Annotated in this window: 9 protein-coding genes and 1 tRNA gene; 4 read left to right on the plus strand and 6 right to left on the minus strand. The window is 68.5% G+C overall.

Annotated features, from left to right (window positions below; all coding sequences use genetic code 11):
- Positions 1–68 precede the first annotated feature (68 nt).
- Entirely contained in the window at positions 69–3,332 is a 3,264-nt protein-coding gene (locus tag KEG57_RS42030) for a POTRA domain-containing protein (protein ID WP_272422052.1), read from the minus strand.
- Positions 3,333–3,431: 99 nt separating this feature from the next.
- Here KEG57_RS42030 and KEG57_RS42035 point away from each other — a divergent pair, with 99 nt between their 5' ends.
- On the plus strand, positions 3,432–4,244 hold the full coding sequence (locus tag KEG57_RS42035) for a phosphate/phosphite/phosphonate ABC transporter substrate-binding protein (RefSeq protein ID WP_272422053.1): 813 nt from the start codon (positions 3,432–3,434) through the stop codon (positions 4,242–4,244).
- A gap of 302 nt (positions 4,245–4,546) precedes the next feature.
- Here KEG57_RS42035 and KEG57_RS42040 read toward each other — a convergent pair whose 3' ends face one another.
- On the minus strand, positions 4,547–8,968 hold the full coding sequence (locus KEG57_RS42040; RefSeq protein WP_272459548.1) for a translocation/assembly module TamB domain-containing protein: 4,422 nt from the start codon (positions 8,966–8,968) through the stop codon (positions 4,547–4,549).
- A 158-nt stretch (positions 8,969–9,126) separates the two neighbouring features.
- Here KEG57_RS42040 and KEG57_RS42045 point away from each other — a divergent pair, with 158 nt between their 5' ends.
- The gene (locus tag KEG57_RS42045) at positions 9,127–10,839 is read left to right on the plus strand and encodes a MopE-related protein (protein WP_272422056.1); all 1,713 of its coding nucleotides are present in this window, start codon (positions 9,127–9,129) and stop codon (positions 10,837–10,839) included.
- 70 nt (positions 10,840–10,909) lie between these two features.
- On the opposite strand, the gene KEG57_RS42050 is transcribed toward KEG57_RS42045, so the two are convergent.
- Positions 10,910–11,974: an endonuclease/exonuclease/phosphatase family protein gene (locus KEG57_RS42050; protein WP_272422057.1), complete on the minus strand. Its 1,065-nt coding sequence runs from the start codon at positions 11,972–11,974 to the stop codon at positions 10,910–10,912.
- Positions 11,975–12,118: 144 nt separating this feature from the next.
- Between KEG57_RS42050 and KEG57_RS42055 the strand changes: the two genes are divergently transcribed.
- On the plus strand, positions 12,119–12,301 hold the full coding sequence (locus KEG57_RS42055; protein ID WP_272422059.1) for a hypothetical protein: 183 nt from the start codon (positions 12,119–12,121) through the stop codon (positions 12,299–12,301).
- Between the two features lie 85 nt (positions 12,302–12,386).
- On the opposite strand, the gene ettA is transcribed toward KEG57_RS42055, so the two are convergent.
- Both ettA and KEG57_RS55925 read right to left on the minus strand, forming a co-directional pair.
- Positions 12,387–14,066, minus strand: a complete 1,680-nt coding sequence (ettA, locus tag KEG57_RS42060) for an energy-dependent translational throttle protein EttA (RefSeq protein ID WP_272422061.1) — start codon at positions 14,064–14,066, stop codon at positions 12,387–12,389.
- A gap of 113 nt (positions 14,067–14,179) precedes the next feature.
- Positions 14,180–15,793, minus strand: a complete 1,614-nt coding sequence (locus tag KEG57_RS55925) for a lipopolysaccharide biosynthesis protein (protein WP_272459549.1) — start codon at positions 15,791–15,793, stop codon at positions 14,180–14,182.
- A 118-nt stretch (positions 15,794–15,911) separates the two neighbouring features.
- Between KEG57_RS55925 and KEG57_RS42070 the strand changes: the two genes are divergently transcribed.
- Positions 15,912–15,987 (plus strand) — tRNA-Asn (locus tag KEG57_RS42070).
- Between the two features lie 115 nt (positions 15,988–16,102).
- Here the strand turns inward: KEG57_RS42070 and KEG57_RS42075 are convergent.
- The gene (locus tag KEG57_RS42075; protein ID WP_272459550.1) at positions 16,103–16,840 is read right to left on the minus strand and encodes an O-methyltransferase; all 738 of its coding nucleotides are present in this window, start codon (positions 16,838–16,840) and stop codon (positions 16,103–16,105) included.
- Positions 16,841–16,972 lie beyond the last annotated feature (132 nt).

Here is a 16,972-nt window from a genome sequence, read left to right on the forward strand (position 1 = left end):
CCGGCTGTTCAGGAGGCAAGACGGAACGGCGGGAGAGCGGACAGGTTATGTCCGATCCCAAATTTCCGTCAGAACAGGCCGATCGAGAAGTGGAAGGCGCCGATGTCCTCCCACTGGCGGCGGTTCAGGTTGAAGCCGTAGTCGAGCGCGAGGGGGCCGATGGGGGTCGTGATGCGCAGGCCCCCGCCGAGGGCGTAGCGGAGGGTGAAGTCGATGGCCGTCGGCTCCTTCCAGAGGTTGCCCGTGTCGAGGAAGAAGCCGGCCTGGAAGAGGTCGGTGACCGGCACGCGTAGCTCGAGGCGCGGGTTGATGGAGAGGTCGCCGCCGCGGATCGGGACGTTCGCGAGGACGGCCGAGCGCGTGGTCTGACCTTTCGCGATGAGCCCTCGCGCGACGTCTTCGGGCACGAGCGCGTCGGCGAGGAAGGCGCGGATCGTGTCGACGCCGCCGAGGAAGAAGAGGCGGTCGGGGTAGGTGGAGCTGCCGTCCTTGAGCTGCAGGTTGTAGCCGGCCGCGAGGCTCATCGCGATGCTCGGGCCCTTCGAGCTGAGCTCGAAGTAGCCGGCGACGCGGCCGGACATGCGGAGGAAGTGGCTGTTGATCGTGGCCTCGCCCTCGTCGGTGGGCAGCGCGTTGACGTGCTCGACGCCGAGCGCGACGAGCGCGCCCTTGGTGGCGGCAAAGGCGCTGTTGCGGCCGTCCCACGCGAAGTTGATGCGCTCGGCAACGGCGAACGTGCTGCCGAACGGCACGCGGAGGAGCGGGATGATCGGTGAGTCGATGGCCGTCTCGTTGAAGACGTCGACCTCGTTCACCTCCGCGGACGCGCCGAGGCGCATCGTGATCGTGCGGCTCGGCCGGTAGGCGAGCGTGGGCACGAGCGCTTGCCGGGTGATGCCGAAGCCGCGCTGGTTGTCGCGCACGTCGATGCCGTCGACGGAGAGGCTCACGAGCGGACCGAGCCCGATTTCGGGGAAGGTGATCGACGCGGTGTTGCGGCGCTCGAGCTGCTGGCCGACGCTGAGCTTCTTCTCGTAGTCGGCGCGCACGCCGGGATCGACGACGATGAAGTCGAAGAGGTAGGAGAGCTGCACGCGCAGGGTGAGCGCGATGGCGAGGCCCGCGATGTTCTTGTGGCCGTACTCGACGGCGAAGCGCAGGCCCTCACCCGTGGAGAAGCCGACGCGTGGATCGAGGTACTGCGGGACCTGCTCGGTGACCGTGACGAGCACGCGCTTCTGCTTCTGCGGGACCTCTGGATCTTCGAGGCCCACGGAGACGCTGGAGAACGCGCCGAGCGATCCGATGCGCTCCTCGCTGCGCCGCGCGTCGCGCTCGACGAAAGGCTTGCCCTCCTCGAGCGCGATGCGGCGCAGGATGAGCTCTTCGCTGGTGCGGAGCGCGCCGCGTACGACGAAGCCGCCGACGATGACCTGATCCCGCTCGGTGATCGCGAACCGCGCCCGCGCCCGCGTGCGGTCGGGCGAGGGCTCGATCGAGGCCTTCACCTCGACGAACGCGTAGCCACGATCGCGGTAGGACTCGACGAGCCGGAGGCGCGCGGCTTCGAGCTCGATCGTGGAGAGCGGCTTGCCGAGCTCGAGGCGGCTCGTCTCGAAGAGCGCCTGCTCGGAGACCGTGCGGCTGCCCTCGAAGGCGACGTCGTGCAGCAAGGTCTGCGGGCCGAGGTGCATCGGGATGCGCAGCGCGATCTCGCGCGAGCACTCGACGTGCTTCACGGGATCGGGGCGGCACACGAGCGTCTGCGGGGGATCGGGCTCGGGCAGCGGTAGGCCGAGGGCGTCTTTCGCGCAGACGGCCTCGTTCGGCTCGCGTGGCTCGGGGATGCAGCGGCCCGCGGGGGAGCGCGCGCTGCACGTCGCGCGCTCGAGTTGCACGGGCCCGACGACGGCGTTGAGGTAGCCCTTGCTGTAGGCGAGATCCTTCAGGTGCTTGAGCGCGCGCTCGTAGGTTTCGGGCGCGTACGTCTCGACCGGGTTCAGATCGAGCGGCCTCGCCACGGCGCGTGGTCCGCGCCCGCCGAAGAGCGCCGAGACCGCGTTCGGATCCTTCAGCGAAAAACCTTTGTCGCCGGGCAGATCCTCCACGAGGAAGCTGTCGATCTCGCCGCGCACCTGCTCGGCGTTCCACGTCTTCGGCAGGCACGGGAAGATGCGCTGCACGACGCGCACCTGATCACCCTCGTCGATCCGCAAGACGAGGTGGTGCACCGGATCGTTCGGGCCGCCGCGCTCCTCGGGGACGACACGCGCGTCGAAGAAGCCACGCTGCACGTAGAAGCGGGTGAGCCTCTCGACGAGCTCTTGCGTCTTCTGCTCGAGTCCCTTCTTCGGCGCGATCGCGGCGGAGAGCTCGACCTCGTCGACGGAGCGGTTGCCCTCGAAGACCGGGACGATGCGCGGCCCGGGCGTGACGTACACGAAGAGCTCGCTGCTCGACGCCGAGAGCCGCACCACGTGCTTCACGTCGGCGCGGTAGAAGCCGTTTTCCCGCAGCACCTCGGCGAGCTCCCGATCGGCCTCCTCGAGCAGCGGTTCGTCGATGCGCGCGCCGACCCCGAGCCGATAGCGATCTTCGAGGCCGTTCACCTCGCGCTCCATGCCGGGCGTGATCACGAAGTAGCGACGCGTCACCGTGCGCGGCGCGCCCGCGTCGATGTCGATGCGCAGGACGACGCGGTTTGGATCGTCCGTGTCCGAAACGTCGGACGTGACGTTCGCTTGGGGGTAGCCGTGATCCGCGTAGTACCGGCGGATCCGCTGGCCGATCTCCGTCAGCATCGGCGACGTGATCTCGCCGCCTTCGCGCACGCGCGCCGCGTCGAGTGTCGCCGCGCGATCCAGCGTCGCGCCCGAGAGGCGGATCGAGGCCACGAGGCGCCGCGGCAGCACGTGCGCGCGCAGCACGACGCCGTCTCCCTCGGCGATGGCCTCCACGGTCACGCGCGCGAACTGCCCCGACTCCGTGAGCTCGCGCATCACGGTTCGCGCGGCCGAGGGCTCGAACGGTTCGCCCGCGCGGACCTTCGTGATGCGCAGCGAGGTGCTCCATCGCGAGCCCACGGTCACGACGTCGACCCGCTTGATCGGTTTGCCCGTGAGCGCGCTCGTGTCCGGCGGCGGCGAGAGCTGCGGCGCGGCAAGCGCGGCTTGCGGCTCCTCGCCAGCAAGCGCCGCGCGTTCGCCGGGGCTCGTCCCCTGGTTTTTCGCGTCCTCGGCCTCTGCCGACCCTGCGCCGAGCAGGCAGACGAGCGAGCATGCCGCGGCGAGGCAGCGGGCTCGTTGGGACCGGGAAAAACGCGGGATGGGCACGGGCCGAGGTAGATGGGGGGCACGGAGGGGCTCGCGGCCCTTTGGAGACGCCCGTCCCGATGCTACCGTCCGCCCGAGTTGCTCGCCAAAAGGTACGGCATGGCTGATCCGACGATCCTGATAGGGGCGGTCGCATACGACCCGAAGGTCGTGACCATCTGGGAGGGCATGCGTGAGCACTTCCAGGAGCACGGCGTGTCCCTCGATTTCGCGCTTTTCTCCAGCTACGAGCGGCAGATCGAGGCCCTACTCCACGGGCACGTCGACATCGCCTGGAACTCGGGCATCTCCCATGTGCGTGTGAAGCGGCGCACCGAAGGCAAGTCGATCGGCATCGCCATGCGCGACCGCGACCGCGACGTCTGCGCAAAGATCCTCATCCGTCGGGAGGTCGTCGTTCGGAAGCTCACGGATCTGCACGGAAAGGTGCTGGCCGTGGGGACGCGGGACTCGGCGCAGTCGCGGATCCTGCCGCTCTACTACTTGAAGCAGGCGGGTGTGGATCTGAACCAGGTGAAGATCCTCGCGTTCGACTCCGACGTCGGCAAACACGGCGACACGGGCGCGAGCGAGCTCGCGGTGCTCGCGGCCGTGCACGAAGGTCGGGCCCACGCGGGCGCGGTCGGGAGCCTCGTCTTCCAGGCCGAGCAGGCGGCAGGGCACGTCGATCCACGCATCGTCGACGTCCTGTGGACGACGCCGACGTTCGACCTGCGCATGTTCGACGCGATGCCCACGCTCGCCGCGGACAAGGTCGAGGCGTTCAAGCGCACCCTCTCCGAGATGGCGTACGCGAACCCGAAGCACCGCAAGCTCCTCGACATGGAAGGGCTGCGCCGCTGGATCCCCGGCCGCGAGCAGAGCTACGCGCCCGTGCGCGCCGCGCTCGACGATCTGCCCGGCTTCGGCTGAGCGCGGGGCTTTGCCCCGCACCCCAGAAGGGGGCTGTCCGCCCCCTTCACCCCGGACCAGGCACGGCCTGGACCGAGGGCCGAGAAACCGCGCGATGCGCGGTTTCTCGGACGGGTCCGGGGCAAGACCACGCGCGGCGTTGCCAACCAAGACAGCAGCGCTGTCCTACGTGCTTGGAACGTTTTCCCTGTCGACAGCGCGCATCGCGCGCTGTCGCCCCGGGTCCAGCGCTTGCGCTGGTTCGGGTCCAGGGGCGAAGAGCCCCTGGTCGGGTCCGGGGTGAAACCCCGGCGATACGCCCGCTATTCGAACTCGAGCCGCCAGCGCAAGTCGGCGCCGAGGTTGCCGAGTGGCGAGCTCGAGACGTCGTTCGTGTTGTCGTATGCGCCCTGCACGATGACGCGTTTGCCGAGACGCCACTCGATGCTTGAACGGACCTCGCGGTTCTCGGTGATGCCTGTCGTCACGGTGGCGCGCACGTCCTCTGTGATGCGCTTGCCGAGCGTGACCGTCGGCTCGGTGCGGCCTGTGCGCGACGAGTACGACGTGCCGAACCGGAACTCGTCGATGAGCGGCACGATCGTCTTCACGGCCTTGTCTGCGCCGGTGAGCGCGGCGAGTGCTTCGAGGCCCACGGTCTCGCCGAGGGACGATGCGAGCCCACGATCCATCTCGGCCCGCGTGAGGCCGAGCGTCAACAAGAGGACGATGTCCTCCTGCCCGAGTGGCGGATCACTCGTGAGGTCGAGCTTCACGTTCTCCTGATCGCCGTGGGCGTAGAGGTTGATGCGCCACTGCTGCCCGAGCGTCGCCGTCGCCGCCGCGCTCGTGCTCGTGTCCGCTGGCGCCGTGCCTGCGGCGCTCGTCGCTGCGTAACGCCGGTACTCGGTCTGCGCGCGCAGATCGATCCGCGGCGCGAGACGCAGGGGATCGTCGAATCGAACCGAACCCTCGCGCACCGTGAACTCGCTGTTTCGCAGCCGGAGCTTCGAGTCTGGCAGGATGCGCAGGTTGCCGCGTGCGCCGTATCGCTGGTTCGTCCCGGAGAGCGCGAGCCCGGGCGGCGTCACTTCGAGCAGCATGTCGACGAGCCCGTTCGAGAAGCGCATCGGCCGCGGCGAGACCACGTTCACGTCGAAGCGCAGCGCGTCGTTCTTCGGGTCGTACGTCTCGACCGCGGTGCGCTTCGGCCCGCCTGCGAGCTGGTTCAGATCGAGGCTCAGTGCGATCGGCCGCGAGTACGTGAACGACGTCAGCGACACCGTCCCCTTCACTTCGGGCAGGTTCTTCTCCGCGCGCTCCTCGTCGGACGTGCTCGGCCGGAACGTCGCGGCGAGATCGGCGTCTGCGGTCAGGTTGATGCCCTCGCCGAGCGGCATTTTCACGCCGCGCGCGAGGATCGAGGCCTCGGCTGTGCCGAGCTCGAAGCCGCGGATCGGCATGCGCCCCGTCACGCTCACCTCGCCGCCGCCGACCTTTGCTGCTCCGCGGAGGATGCGCACCTCGCTGTTCGTGACCGCGATGTCCACCTCGACGTCGTCGATCGACACGGGCAAACCTCGCAGCGCGAGCTCGCCGCCTCGCAGCCGCGCTGAACCTCCGTACCGCAGCGCGTTCGTCGTACCTTGCACGCGCAGGTTCGCTTCGAGGGATCCTTTCGCGCGCGAGACCTGCGGCATGTCCGCGGACAGACGCCCGAGATCGAGCGGCCCCACGCGCAGGCCCACGTCGAACTCCGGCGCGGTCACGAGCCGCTGCACGCGGCCGCCGAGTGAGATCGGCGCCGACAAACCCGAGCCGCTCTGCACCACGAGATCGAGATCGGGCAGCGCGAGCGTGTTGTTCTGCACGACGATCGGCCCCGGCGTCCCGCGCAGCGACACGCGCCGCCCGCCACGCTCGAGATCGAGTCCCGTCAGCGCCACGACCACGTCGCTCTTCGCGAGATCGTCGAGGGGAAGACGCCGGATTTCGAGCGCCGCGTCGAGGCTCCCGTGGGGCGGCGTCGCGCTGAACGCGACGCCGGGGATCAGGTTCGCGAGCGTGCCGAGATCGAGCCCGCGCGTCGTGAGCTTGCCCGTCACGACCTTGTGCTTCTGGCGCGTGATGCGCACGTCCTCGAGCGCGAGCTGCCCGCCTGCGAGCATGCCGTCGACGCGGAACGTGCCCGAGGACGTGTCCCTGTCGAACTCGGCCCGATCGAAGGGCGCCGAGCGCGGGTTGCCGCAGCGCGTCCAGCCGATCGTCTTCACCTGCGTGTTCTCGGATCCCATGAGCACGCGGAGCTGCGACGACGGCAGCGACGAGGGCCCGATCCGGATCGGCGAGATCTGCACGTCGGCCTGCGCCTCGAGCTGGCTCACCGTGCCCGAGATGTTCGCGATGGCCGAGATCGAGCCGTCGAGCGGCTTGCCCATGCGGCCGAGCGCGTCGAGGTGATCGATCGGGATCCCCGTGGCGATCGCCTGCCCGGACACACGCCCGCCTGGACGAACCGACACGGTCGCGAGCAGCGAGCCCGAGCCCTTGCGCAGGCTCGCCGCGTGCACGTCGAGGTTCATCCCCGCGGCGCCCGCATCGCGATCTTCCCAGTCGAGATCCACGTCGACATCGCCGTCGGAGTATTTCTCGCCGAAGAGCGCCACCTCTTCGAGGTGCATCTTCGTCTTCACGCGCAGCCGGCCCGAGCCGCAGCGATCCTCGGCCCCGCCGACCACGAAGTGCACGCGCGCCGTCCCGCTCGCGTTGCCGTCGATGTCGGCGAAGCGCGGATCGTCGTCGAGGTGCACGATCCGGTAGAAGTCGTGGATCCAGAGGTGCGGCGCGGCCTGCGTGTCGATCTCCGCGTCGACCACCACGTTCGGCCCCGCGTCGAAGTCGATGTGTACCTCGGGCGCGCGGATCTTGCTGTCGCCCTTGCGCAGGTGCACGTCGGCGAGGCGCAGATCGAACGGCTCGAAGAACACGCGCGCGCTCTCCACGTCACCGAACGAGAATGCCGCGAACTCGAAGCCCTTGATCGACACGTCGGCCTCGATCTTCGGCCGCGTGAACGGCCCGCGCGCCGCGGCCGTGACCTCCGCGATCCCCGCGATCGGGATGTTCTTGAGCGGCGAGATCTCCGACAGATCGACGTGCGAGCCCTTCGCGATCTCGATGTCGAGGAAGCTCTTGAAGAAGAGTTTTACGGTGGTGTGGAGCTCCGACTTCGGCGTCTCGATGGCCACGTCGTCGAGCACGATCCCCGTCGGACGCACGCGGAACGTGCCGTGCAGCTTGCCCTCGGCCACGCCCATCATGTGCCCGCGCGCGGGATCCGTGGTGGGTTTGTCGAAGACCTCGAAGTTCCGCGTCGCGAATTCCATGGGCCCGTCGAGCGAGATTGGCGAGAGCGTCCCGCCGAACCGCTCGAAGTGGCCTCGCTCGAGGTTCCAGGCCACGTGCGCCTGCGGGTGCACGCCGAGATCCCGGAGCAGCCCCGGGAACTGGATGTCGCGGAGCTCGATCGGACCCGCGTTGAGCGGCGCGCCCGGCGCGAACGGCTCGATCTTCACGTCGGCGATCGTCGCCGTGCCGTCGGCCCACCCGACCTCGATCTTCGACACGCGCACCACGTCCTCGGCGATCGACAGCTCGCCCTCGAACGTCGTCGCGAAGACCTTGCCCGACAGCCCCGGCCGATCCGCTTCGATGCGCCCCACCACGCGCGGCAGCGTGGACTTGCCGTCGTGCGCGACCTCCACGTCGAGCCCCACCGCGCCCGTGAGCCACGGCGTGTCCACGAAGCGATGCGCGATCGGGACCGGCAGCCGCGTCCGCACGCGGCCACGAAACGCCGGCATCGCGAGCGGCGCTCCGCTCGGCAGCTCCACGCGCAGCGCGCCGAGCTCGAGCTCCACCGAACGCCAGTCCTCCTTCGCCAGCTCGCACCCCGGGCTCGTTCCTGCGTCCGGATCGAGATCCGCCGCGCCGAGCAGCCGGAGCCGCCGGACGAGCAGACCCTCCGCGTCGACACGCACGCGCGTGTCGAGCCGGCAGATCACGTCCTCGTCGACCATGTCCTCGTCGGGCCGACCAGGCATGGAGTGCGTCCGGACGATCGTGCTCTTCCCGGCGCGGAGCGCGATCTCGAAGGCCCCGTCGTCCTCCGCGGATACGTCGACGTCGACCTCGTTCGTCACGACGTGCACGCCCTCGACGAGCGCGTCGATCCGCGCGTCCGTCACGGCGAGCGACGAGAAGGGGGCTCGCGTTTTCTCGGCCGACGGCTGCGAGGCCGGCAGCTTGAGCGCCAGGTTCTTGAGCGCACCGCCTTCGACGACAGCGCGGATCCGCGGCCCGAGCACCTCGACCTCGCCCACGTCGAGCTCCCCGTCGAGCAGGGAAAACACCCGCGGACGAACGCTGATCCGCTCCACCGAGAGCACGGGCGCGCCGCCGTCGGTCGCGTCGACGACGAGCTCTTCGAGATCGATCGCCATCGGCCAGGCTTGCACGGCGACCTGGTAGCGCGCGACGACGCCGAGCTCCCGTTCGATGAGCGCCGCTGTCTCGCGCGCGGCCCACGCGCGTACGGGGCCCGTTCGCACGAGCGCGCCGAGGACGAGCGGGATGGCCCCGACCAGGGCAAACAGCACGCAGAGCGCGATGGCGAAGACGCGGCCGACGTCACGACGCCCGCGCTTTCGCGTGCGTTTGTTCGTCGGGGCGCTGCCGGAAGCCATGACGCCGAGCTTACCTCAGGCCTGTCCCCCGTGCCGGGATCACCTTTCGCGAGGCCCTTCAGCGCTTTACGCGGCTCGAGAATCCTGGAAACATCCGGCTGTCTTGCGTGCGAGGTCCGGGTGCGCGTGTGCTCGGCCTCGTGTTGTTCGGAGGGCCGATGCGATCGACGATCCCCGCCACGCTGGTGGCGCTTGGCTGCTTGGCAATTCATGCGTTCGGCTGCGCGGGCGGCACGGACGAAAACACGGGGGCGGGACAAGGCGGCACTGCCGGGGTGGGCGGCACCGGCGGCCAAGGCGGCCAGGGTGGCGCCGGCGGCCAGGGCGGCGCTGGCGGCATGATGTGCACGCCGACCGACGAGAAGTGCGACGGCCTGGACAACGACTGCGACCAGGAAGTCGACGAGGACTGCCCCTGCGTCCAGGGACAAACGCAGTCCTGCTACTCGGGCGCCGAGGGCACGCAGGGCATCGGTCCTTGCACCGCGGGCCAGCAGTCGTGTGATCTGAGTGGCAAGTGGAGCAAGTGCGCAGGCGAGGTCGTGCCGAAGACGCAGGAGACCTGCAACGGCATCGACGACGACTGCAACGGCGCCGTCGACGACATGGCCCCGACGTCCTGCGGGTTCGGCGCCTGCCAGGTCACGGTCGTCACGTGCGAGAACGGCCAGCTCAATGAGTGCATCCCGCTCCAGCCCACGCTCGAGGTCTGCGACGGCCTCGACAACGACTGCGATCAGATCCCCGACGACTCCTTCCCCGAGAAGGGCAAGACCTGCACGTCCGAGCTGGTCGGCGCCTGCGCCAAGGGCAAGTACGCCTGCACGAGCGGCGAGCTCATCTGCGTGCCCGACGTCACGCCCGTCCCCGAGACCTGCAACGGCGTCGATGACGACTGCGACGGCACGACGGACGAGGACATCCCGGGCACGGGCGGCCAGTGCGGCACGGGCCTGCTCGGCGCCTGCTCGAACGGCGCGATCGCGTGCAACGGCACCACCATCGACTGCTTCCCGGTCACCCCGCAATCGCCCGAGAAGTGCAACGGCATCGACGACGACTGCGACGGCGTGGTCGACGAGAACAACCCGGAGGGCGGCGTCCCCTGCCAGACGGGCCAATCGGGCGGCTGCTCGAGCGGCACGTTGAAGTGCGCGAGCGGCGCGCTCATCTGCGAGCCAAACTCGGCGGCGACTCCCGAGCAATGCAACGGGATCGACGAGAACTGCAATGGCATCATCGACGAGGGCAACCCGGGCGGCAACGTCGCGTGCGCCTGCGGCGGCAAGACGGCGTGCTCGAGCGGCCAGCTCACCTGCGTGAGCGCCGCGACGATGTTCATCTACGAGGATTTCGCGGACGCGCCGGACTGGACCCTCGGGTCCGAGTGGGAGATCAAGGCGGCCGTCGGCGGCGCCTGCACGAACTCGAGCGGCACCCACAACGATCCCACGAACGACACCTCGGCGTCGGCCGACAACAAGATCGCGGGCGTCGTCGTCGGCGGCTGTTCGACGAGCTCGCAGAGCGCGACGACGCACGCCTACTACTACCTGACGAGCCCGGTCTTCGACGCCTCGGCGGCCCCCGGCGTCTACCTCCAGTTCCAGCGCTGGCTGAACAGCGACGTGACGCCGTTCATGAACAACGTCATCGAGGTGTTCAACGGCACGGCCTGGGTTCAGGTCTGGCAGAGCGGCAGCGCCGCTTCGACGGCGTCCGCGTGGACGAAGGTCTCCTACGACCTTTCCCAGTACAAGAACGCCAACATGCGTATTCGCTGGGGCTTCAACATCGCGTCGACGCTGGTCTACCCGTACGCCTCGTGGAACATCGACGACGTCATCGTCTCGAACACGCTTTGCCCGTGACGTTTGCCTGCCAAGTAGCCCGGCGCTCCCCGTCGCGGAGAATCGCCGGGCCTCTCCTCTCGCATCCCCGCTACTTCACGCCATAGGTCGCCACGACGGGCGCATGGTCCGTCGCATCGTCCACATCATCGCCGTGGCGAATGGTCACCGAGACCTGATCGAGCATTCCCGCGAGCAGCGGATTCGACATCTGGTGGTCCACGAGCTCCAGCGCTCCCTGATAATCGTACGTCCATCGATCGTTTGTCGGGACGAAATCCGGCGCATTCGTGTACGTCCCGTCCCCCTCGCCCATGACGGCGAGATACGGCGGCGAGCCCGGCGTGTCATTGAAATCGCCCAGCACCAGCACCGCCCGTGACGGGTCCTCCTTCACGAGCGCATTCGCGATCGCGCGCGTGCGTTGCGCCTCCGCGAGGCGCTTGTTCGGATTGTCGTCCTCCTTCGCCTTGAAATGCACGCCGAGGAGCACGAGCTTTCGCCCATTGTAGGTCAGGTGGTACTCGGGGCAGTCGCGCGAGAATCGATACGTCGGCCCCACCGTCCCGTTCAGCGGGAATTGCTCGTCCTTGTGCGAGACCACGTCGTCGATCGGCAGTTTCGATACAATCGCGATGTCGATGCCGCGCGGATCGTTCCCGTCCACGATCCCGATGCTCGTGTATTTCCCTCCGAGCTCACTCTGCACGAGGTCCGACAGCGACGCCTCGTTCTCCACCTCCTGAAGCACCACCACGTCCGCGTCGATCGCCGAAAGCACCACGCCGATCGCCTTTCGATGGGCCACGTATTGCGCCGTCGTCCGCACCACCTCGTCCACCGCGGCGCTGTCGTTCTTGTCGTTCAGGTAATTGCGCACGTTCCAGTTGACGACGCGCAGCGGCATCGGATCTTTCGGCGCCCCTCCGCCGCTCCCGCCCGCTCCGCCGCTCCCGCCGCTCCCGCCGCCCCCGCCGCCCCCGCCGGCGTCGCCGCCCGAGCCTTCCCGGACGCGGCCATCCTGTCCGCATCCGCCGCTCGAAAGCACGAGAAGCGCTGCGGCGAGGGCGCCGCTCGCCGTGAGCCTTCCCGCGCGGGCGAGGCTTGTCCATCCACCGAAACGAGAGCCTTGGGACCGAGAAGAAGCATGCAACATGCGCTCAGTGTCCCGTCGCCATTTCGGCGTGGCAAGTGCCGTCGTTCTCGGTTTCCACGACGTGGTCAGGTCCGCGACCATCCCCCGCCACTTTGCGGAGGGATTGTCGGATCGTCCGGGTCCGGCTGGGCTCACGGATCATGAATGCAAAGGACGGCTCCCTATTCTTTACAGGATCGTCCGGCCCATGCGGCGATCACCTACAACGATTGCGACGGCATCATCGACGACGACAACCCCGGCGGCGGCGTCGCCTGCACCACGCCCCTGCCGGGTATCTGCGCCTCCGGCACGCTGCAATGCGCGCCGAACGCCCCGCCGACGTAGCCGAGGGGGATCACCCTCAAAAGGAAAAACCCCGGCGGATCCAGCCAGGATCCCGAGGGTTTTTCCTTTGCCCTGAAAGGAACGGCTAGCCCACGTCCGTCATGCGCCGGTACCGGATCCGGTGCGGCTCGTTCGCGTCGGCGCCCTTGCGCCGCTTCAGATCCGCCTCGTAATCCTCGTAGTTCCCCTCGAACCACACGACCTTGCTGTCGCCCTCGAACGCGAGGATGTGCGTCGCGATGCGGTCGAGGAACCAGCGATCGTGGCTGATGATCACGGCGCAGCCGGCGAACTCGAGCAGCGCCTCCTCCAGCGAGCGCAACGTGTCGACGTCGAGATCGTTCGTCGGCTCGTCGAGCAGGAGCACGTTGCCCCCGCGGCGGAGCAGTTTTGCCAGGTGCACGCGGTTGCGCTCGCCGCCCGAGAGATCACCGACCTTCTTCTGCTGATCGGCGCCCTGGAAGTTGAACGACGCCACGTACGCGCGCGAGTTCACCTCGCGCTTGCCCACGAGCAGCGTCGGCTCGCCGCCCGAGATCTCCTGCCAGACGCTCTTGTTCGGATCGAGCGCGTCGCGCGACTGATCCACGTACGCGAGCTCCACGCTCTCGCCGATCCGGAGCGCGCCCTTGTCGGCCTTCTCGAGGCCCATGATCATCTTGAACAGCGTCGTCTTGCCCGCGCCGTTCGGCCCGATGATGCCCACGATCCCGCCGCGCGGCAGCGAGAACGAGAGGTCGTCGATGAGCAGCTTGTCGCCGAACGCCTTCGTCAGGTGCTCGGCCTCCACGACCACGTTGCCGAGGCGCGCGCCGGCCGGGATGTGGATCTGGCTCGGCGAGTACTCCTTCGCCTTCTGATCCTCGGCGAGCAGCGTCTCGTAGGCCGCGAGGCGCGCCTTGCTCTTGGCTTGCCGCGCGCGCGGGTTCATCCGCACCCACTCGAGCTCGCGCTCGAGCGTCTTCTGCCGCGAGGACTCCTGCTTCTGCTCGAGCTCGAGGCGCTTCTTCTTCTGCTCGAGCCAGCCCGAGTAGTTGCCCTCGTACGGGTAGCCCATGCCGCGATCGAGCTCGAGGATCCAGCCCGCCACGTTGTCGAGGAAGTAGCGATCGTGAGTCACAGCCACGACGGTGCCCGTGTACTCCGCGAGGAACCGCTCGAGCCACGCCACGCTCTCGGCGTCGAGGTGGTTCGTCGGCTCGTCGAGCAGCAAAAGATCCGGCTTTTCGAGGAGCAGCCGGCAGAGCGCCACGCGGCGACGCTCGCCGCCCGAGAGGTGCTCGACCTCGGCGTCCGCGGGCGGCAGGCGCAGCGCATCCATCGCGCGCTCGAGCACGCGATCGAGCTCCCAGCCGCCCGACGCGTCGATCTTGTCCTGCAGGACCCCGTACTCTTCGAGCAGCTCCTCCATGTTGTCCGGCGACTCGCCGAGCAGCACGCCGATCTCCTCGAAGCGCTTCATCAGCTTGCGCGTCTCGGACACGGCGGCCTCGACGTTCTCGAGCACCGTGCGGCCTGCGTCGAGCCTCGGCTCCTGCTGGAGGAAGCCCACGCGCGTGCCGTCGGCCGGCTTCGCTTCGCCGAGGAACTCCTTGTCGGTGCCCGCCATGATCCGGAGCAGCGTGCTCTTGCCTGCGCCGTTGTGCCCGAGGACGCCGATCTTCGCGCCCGGGAAGAAGGAGAGCCACAGGCCCTTCAGCACCTCCTTGTTCGGGGGGTGCACCTTCCGGACGTCCTGCATCGTGAAAATGAACTGATGCGCCACGTTTGTCTTACCGCTCTAGCGAGTTGATGAATGGGTGAAGTGAGGAGGGGGGCGGCGAAGGATACTGAAAGCCGACGATTCGTCACGCCCGACGTGCGGGTTCTCCCGCATGTTCAGGCCTTTCCGAGGACCTTCCGGACGAGCGACAGGTCCTTCGTGCCAAGCTCGCCCGTCACGACGAGCACCGACAGATAGAGCGCGCCGGTCACGAGGCCCTGGATGAGCACGGCCGGTTTGCCGAGCCAAGGCAGCTGCATCCCCATGGCCACCGTCACCGCCGCGGCCACGACGACCCGCACGAGCGAGAGCGGCGCGACGAACGCACCCGCCTCGCGCCGCAGCGCGATCGCCGCGACCACGGCCACGAGGCCGAGCGCGATCGACGTCGAGATCGCCGTCCCGAAGAGCATCGGCGGTCCGAACACGAGCCGCGGCGTCACCACCACGCACCCGAGCGCCACGAGGCAAACCGCGAGCGCGTTGAAGGTCGCGCTCATCCGCTCGCGCCCGAGCCCCGTCAGCGCGGCCGAGGTGATCCCGAGGATCGCGAACGACCCCATCCCGAGCGCGAGCACCCGGAGCACCGGCCCGCCGTGCTCCCAGATCGCGCTCGATTTGTAGGCGAAGCGCAGCACGTGCGGCGCGAGCGCCGCGATCGTCCCCGAGACCGCGCCCGTCACCAGGAGCGCGATGCGCACGCCGGCCCGCGTGTACTCGGCGACGAGCGGCTCGCTCTTCTCGGCACGCGCCTTCGCGAGCATCGGGAAGAGCACGAAGCTCACGGACATGAGGAGCTGGTAGGGCAGGAACGAGAAGAGCTGCACGCCGCGGTAGATCCCGATGAGATCGTCGGCCGCGGTCGCGGCGAGCCCGAGCCGGCCGGCTTCACGCCCGACGAAGCGGCTGAGCAAGAGGAGGTCGGTCTGGAGCAAGAGGTTCAGCGCGAGCTGGCCGAGCGCGAGCGGGCCGAGAAAGCCGAGGTACTCGCGTGTGCTTGGCCCCGCGGTGCCGCTCTTGCCCACGCCCGAACGCGTGATCGCGATCGGCACGATGAGCGCGGCCGCGGAGACGAACCCCAGCGTCGCGCCGAGCGTCCCGCTCCCACCGAGCCGGAGGAGCACGAAGGCCCCGACGCCCATCCCGAGCGTGCGGAGCAGCCCGTAGCCCACATCGAGCCCGGCCTGATCGAGGAAACGCCTGCGCCCGTTCAGCGATCCGACGAGCGGCGCGTAGATGCCGTAGAGCAGCACCACGGCGGCGACGATGCGCAGCGGCGTCGCCACGTGCGGCGCGCCGACCTCGGCCGCGATCGTCCCCGCGGCGAGCGCGAAGCCGAGCGAAAGCACGATCGCGAGCGCCACGTGCACGCGCAACGTACGCGCGAAGGCCGCGTCCACATTCTCTTCCGTCGCCGTCGAGACCACGCGGGACACGCCCTGGATCGCGGTCGCGACCACGACGTTGTTCAGTACGCCGACGATCGCGAGCACGCGGGAGATCTGTCCGTAGCCGGCCTGCCCGAGCAGCCGTTCGAGGAGGAGCTGCTGGGCGAAGCCGAAGATGATGAACGAGACCTTCGCGAAGGCGATGGCGAGGCCGCCGCGGCCGGCCGTGCGTGCGGCGCTCGGCGTGGCGGGCGCGGGGGCGGCACCGCTTCCGGCAGGCGCGGAGGCGTTCGTCGCGGGAGCGGGCGCGGCGTCTTGCACGTCGGCTTCTTCGCAGAACACACGGGGGAGAGCAACCGCTCGTTGCCCGGCCGGGAGGCGTTCTTCGCGTGGGCTCGAAAAAAGTTCTTGACGGACGAAGCTCCGCGGGTATCCTCGCGGTCCGTTTCGACGACGCCATTCCAGCTTAGCTCAGTCGGTAGAGCAGGCGGCTGTTAACCGCCGGGTCGCTGGTTCGAGTCCAGCAGCTGGAGCCAATCCCCTTCGAAACTGAGGCCTCGGAGAGCAATCTCCGGGTCCGCCGTCTTTTGTCCTCCGTTCCCGCGACCTTCGAGGGAGCCGAGAACGAGGAACAGCTCGAGAGACACCGTCTCACACCGCCTTTGCCTCGGCCGTCCGGTCGGGGTTGGCCGGCGTCCGGACGGAGTATTCGGTGCCGGACTTGAACGGGATCAGCATCGACGTGAAGCCGTTGCGTGGGTCGCGCATGAAATCCACGTAGGGACGGTAGTCGCCTTTCATGACCCCGACGTTGTCGGCGACGACCACGGCGCCGGTACGTAGCCATGGCCGGAGGAGCTTCACCACGTCGACCGACTTCTGCGGGAAGCCATCGATGAGCGCCATGTCGACGTCTCCAGGCAGCACGCGGAGTGTTTCGAGCGCGTCGCCGACGCGGATCTCGACGATGTCGGCGAGGCCGGCCTCCTCGATGTGCTTTTGCGCGCGCGCGGCCTTCTCTGGGACGAACTCGGTACCGATGACCTTGCCTCCACCGTTCGCACGTACGGCAGCGGCGAGCCAGATCGTCGAGATGCCGAATGACGTGCCGAACTCGACGACGAGCTTCGCCCGAAGCGCGCGCACGGTCTGATGACAGAAGGCACCTTGAGGCCGCTCGAGCGCGATGAACTTGTCCGCGAAATAGCGCGAGCGGAGAGCCGAGGCATCATCGAGGGCGACCTTACGCCCCAGAAGGAGGGCGGGCAGCTTTGAAAGATAGTGAAGTGCCAGACCGAAGAATTGCTCGTCCGCTTCTTCATGAAGGCGGCGCAACACGCGCGCCACACGTGAATCGGTGAGCACAGAAAAGGGATCAGGTTTCGTCATCGTTCCTCTTGCAATCGAATGACAGCGCTCGTGGCTTACATGCCCGAAGGCGCGGTGGAAGGCGGGGGCATGGCGGAGAAGGTAGATCCCGGCGCTGTTGACTGCATTGCGCAATCAAGACAAATTGTTTTT

Source organism: Polyangium jinanense, from assembly GCF_028435365.1.

Bases quoted from the DNA above. Each gene is read 5' to 3' on its own strand.
- KEG57_RS42045 (WP_272422056.1), top strand. From the start codon at position 9,127: ATGCGATCGACGATCCCCGCCACGCTGGTGGCGCTTGGCTGCTTGGCA.
- KEG57_RS42040 (WP_272459548.1), bottom strand. From the start codon at position 8,968: ATGGCTTCCGGCAGCGCCCCGACGAACAAACGCACGCGAAAGCGCGGG.
- KEG57_RS42055 (WP_272422059.1), top strand. From the start codon at position 12,119: ATGCAAAGGACGGCTCCCTATTCTTTACAGGATCGTCCGGCCCATGCG.
- KEG57_RS42050 (WP_272422057.1), bottom strand. From the start codon at position 11,974: ATGTTGCATGCTTCTTCTCGGTCCCAAGGCTCTCGTTTCGGTGGATGG.
- KEG57_RS42035 (WP_272422053.1), top strand. From the start codon at position 3,432: ATGGCTGATCCGACGATCCTGATAGGGGCGGTCGCATACGACCCGAAG.
- KEG57_RS42075 (WP_272459550.1), bottom strand. From the start codon at position 16,840: ATGACGAAACCTGATCCCTTTTCTGTGCTCACCGATTCACGTGTGGCG.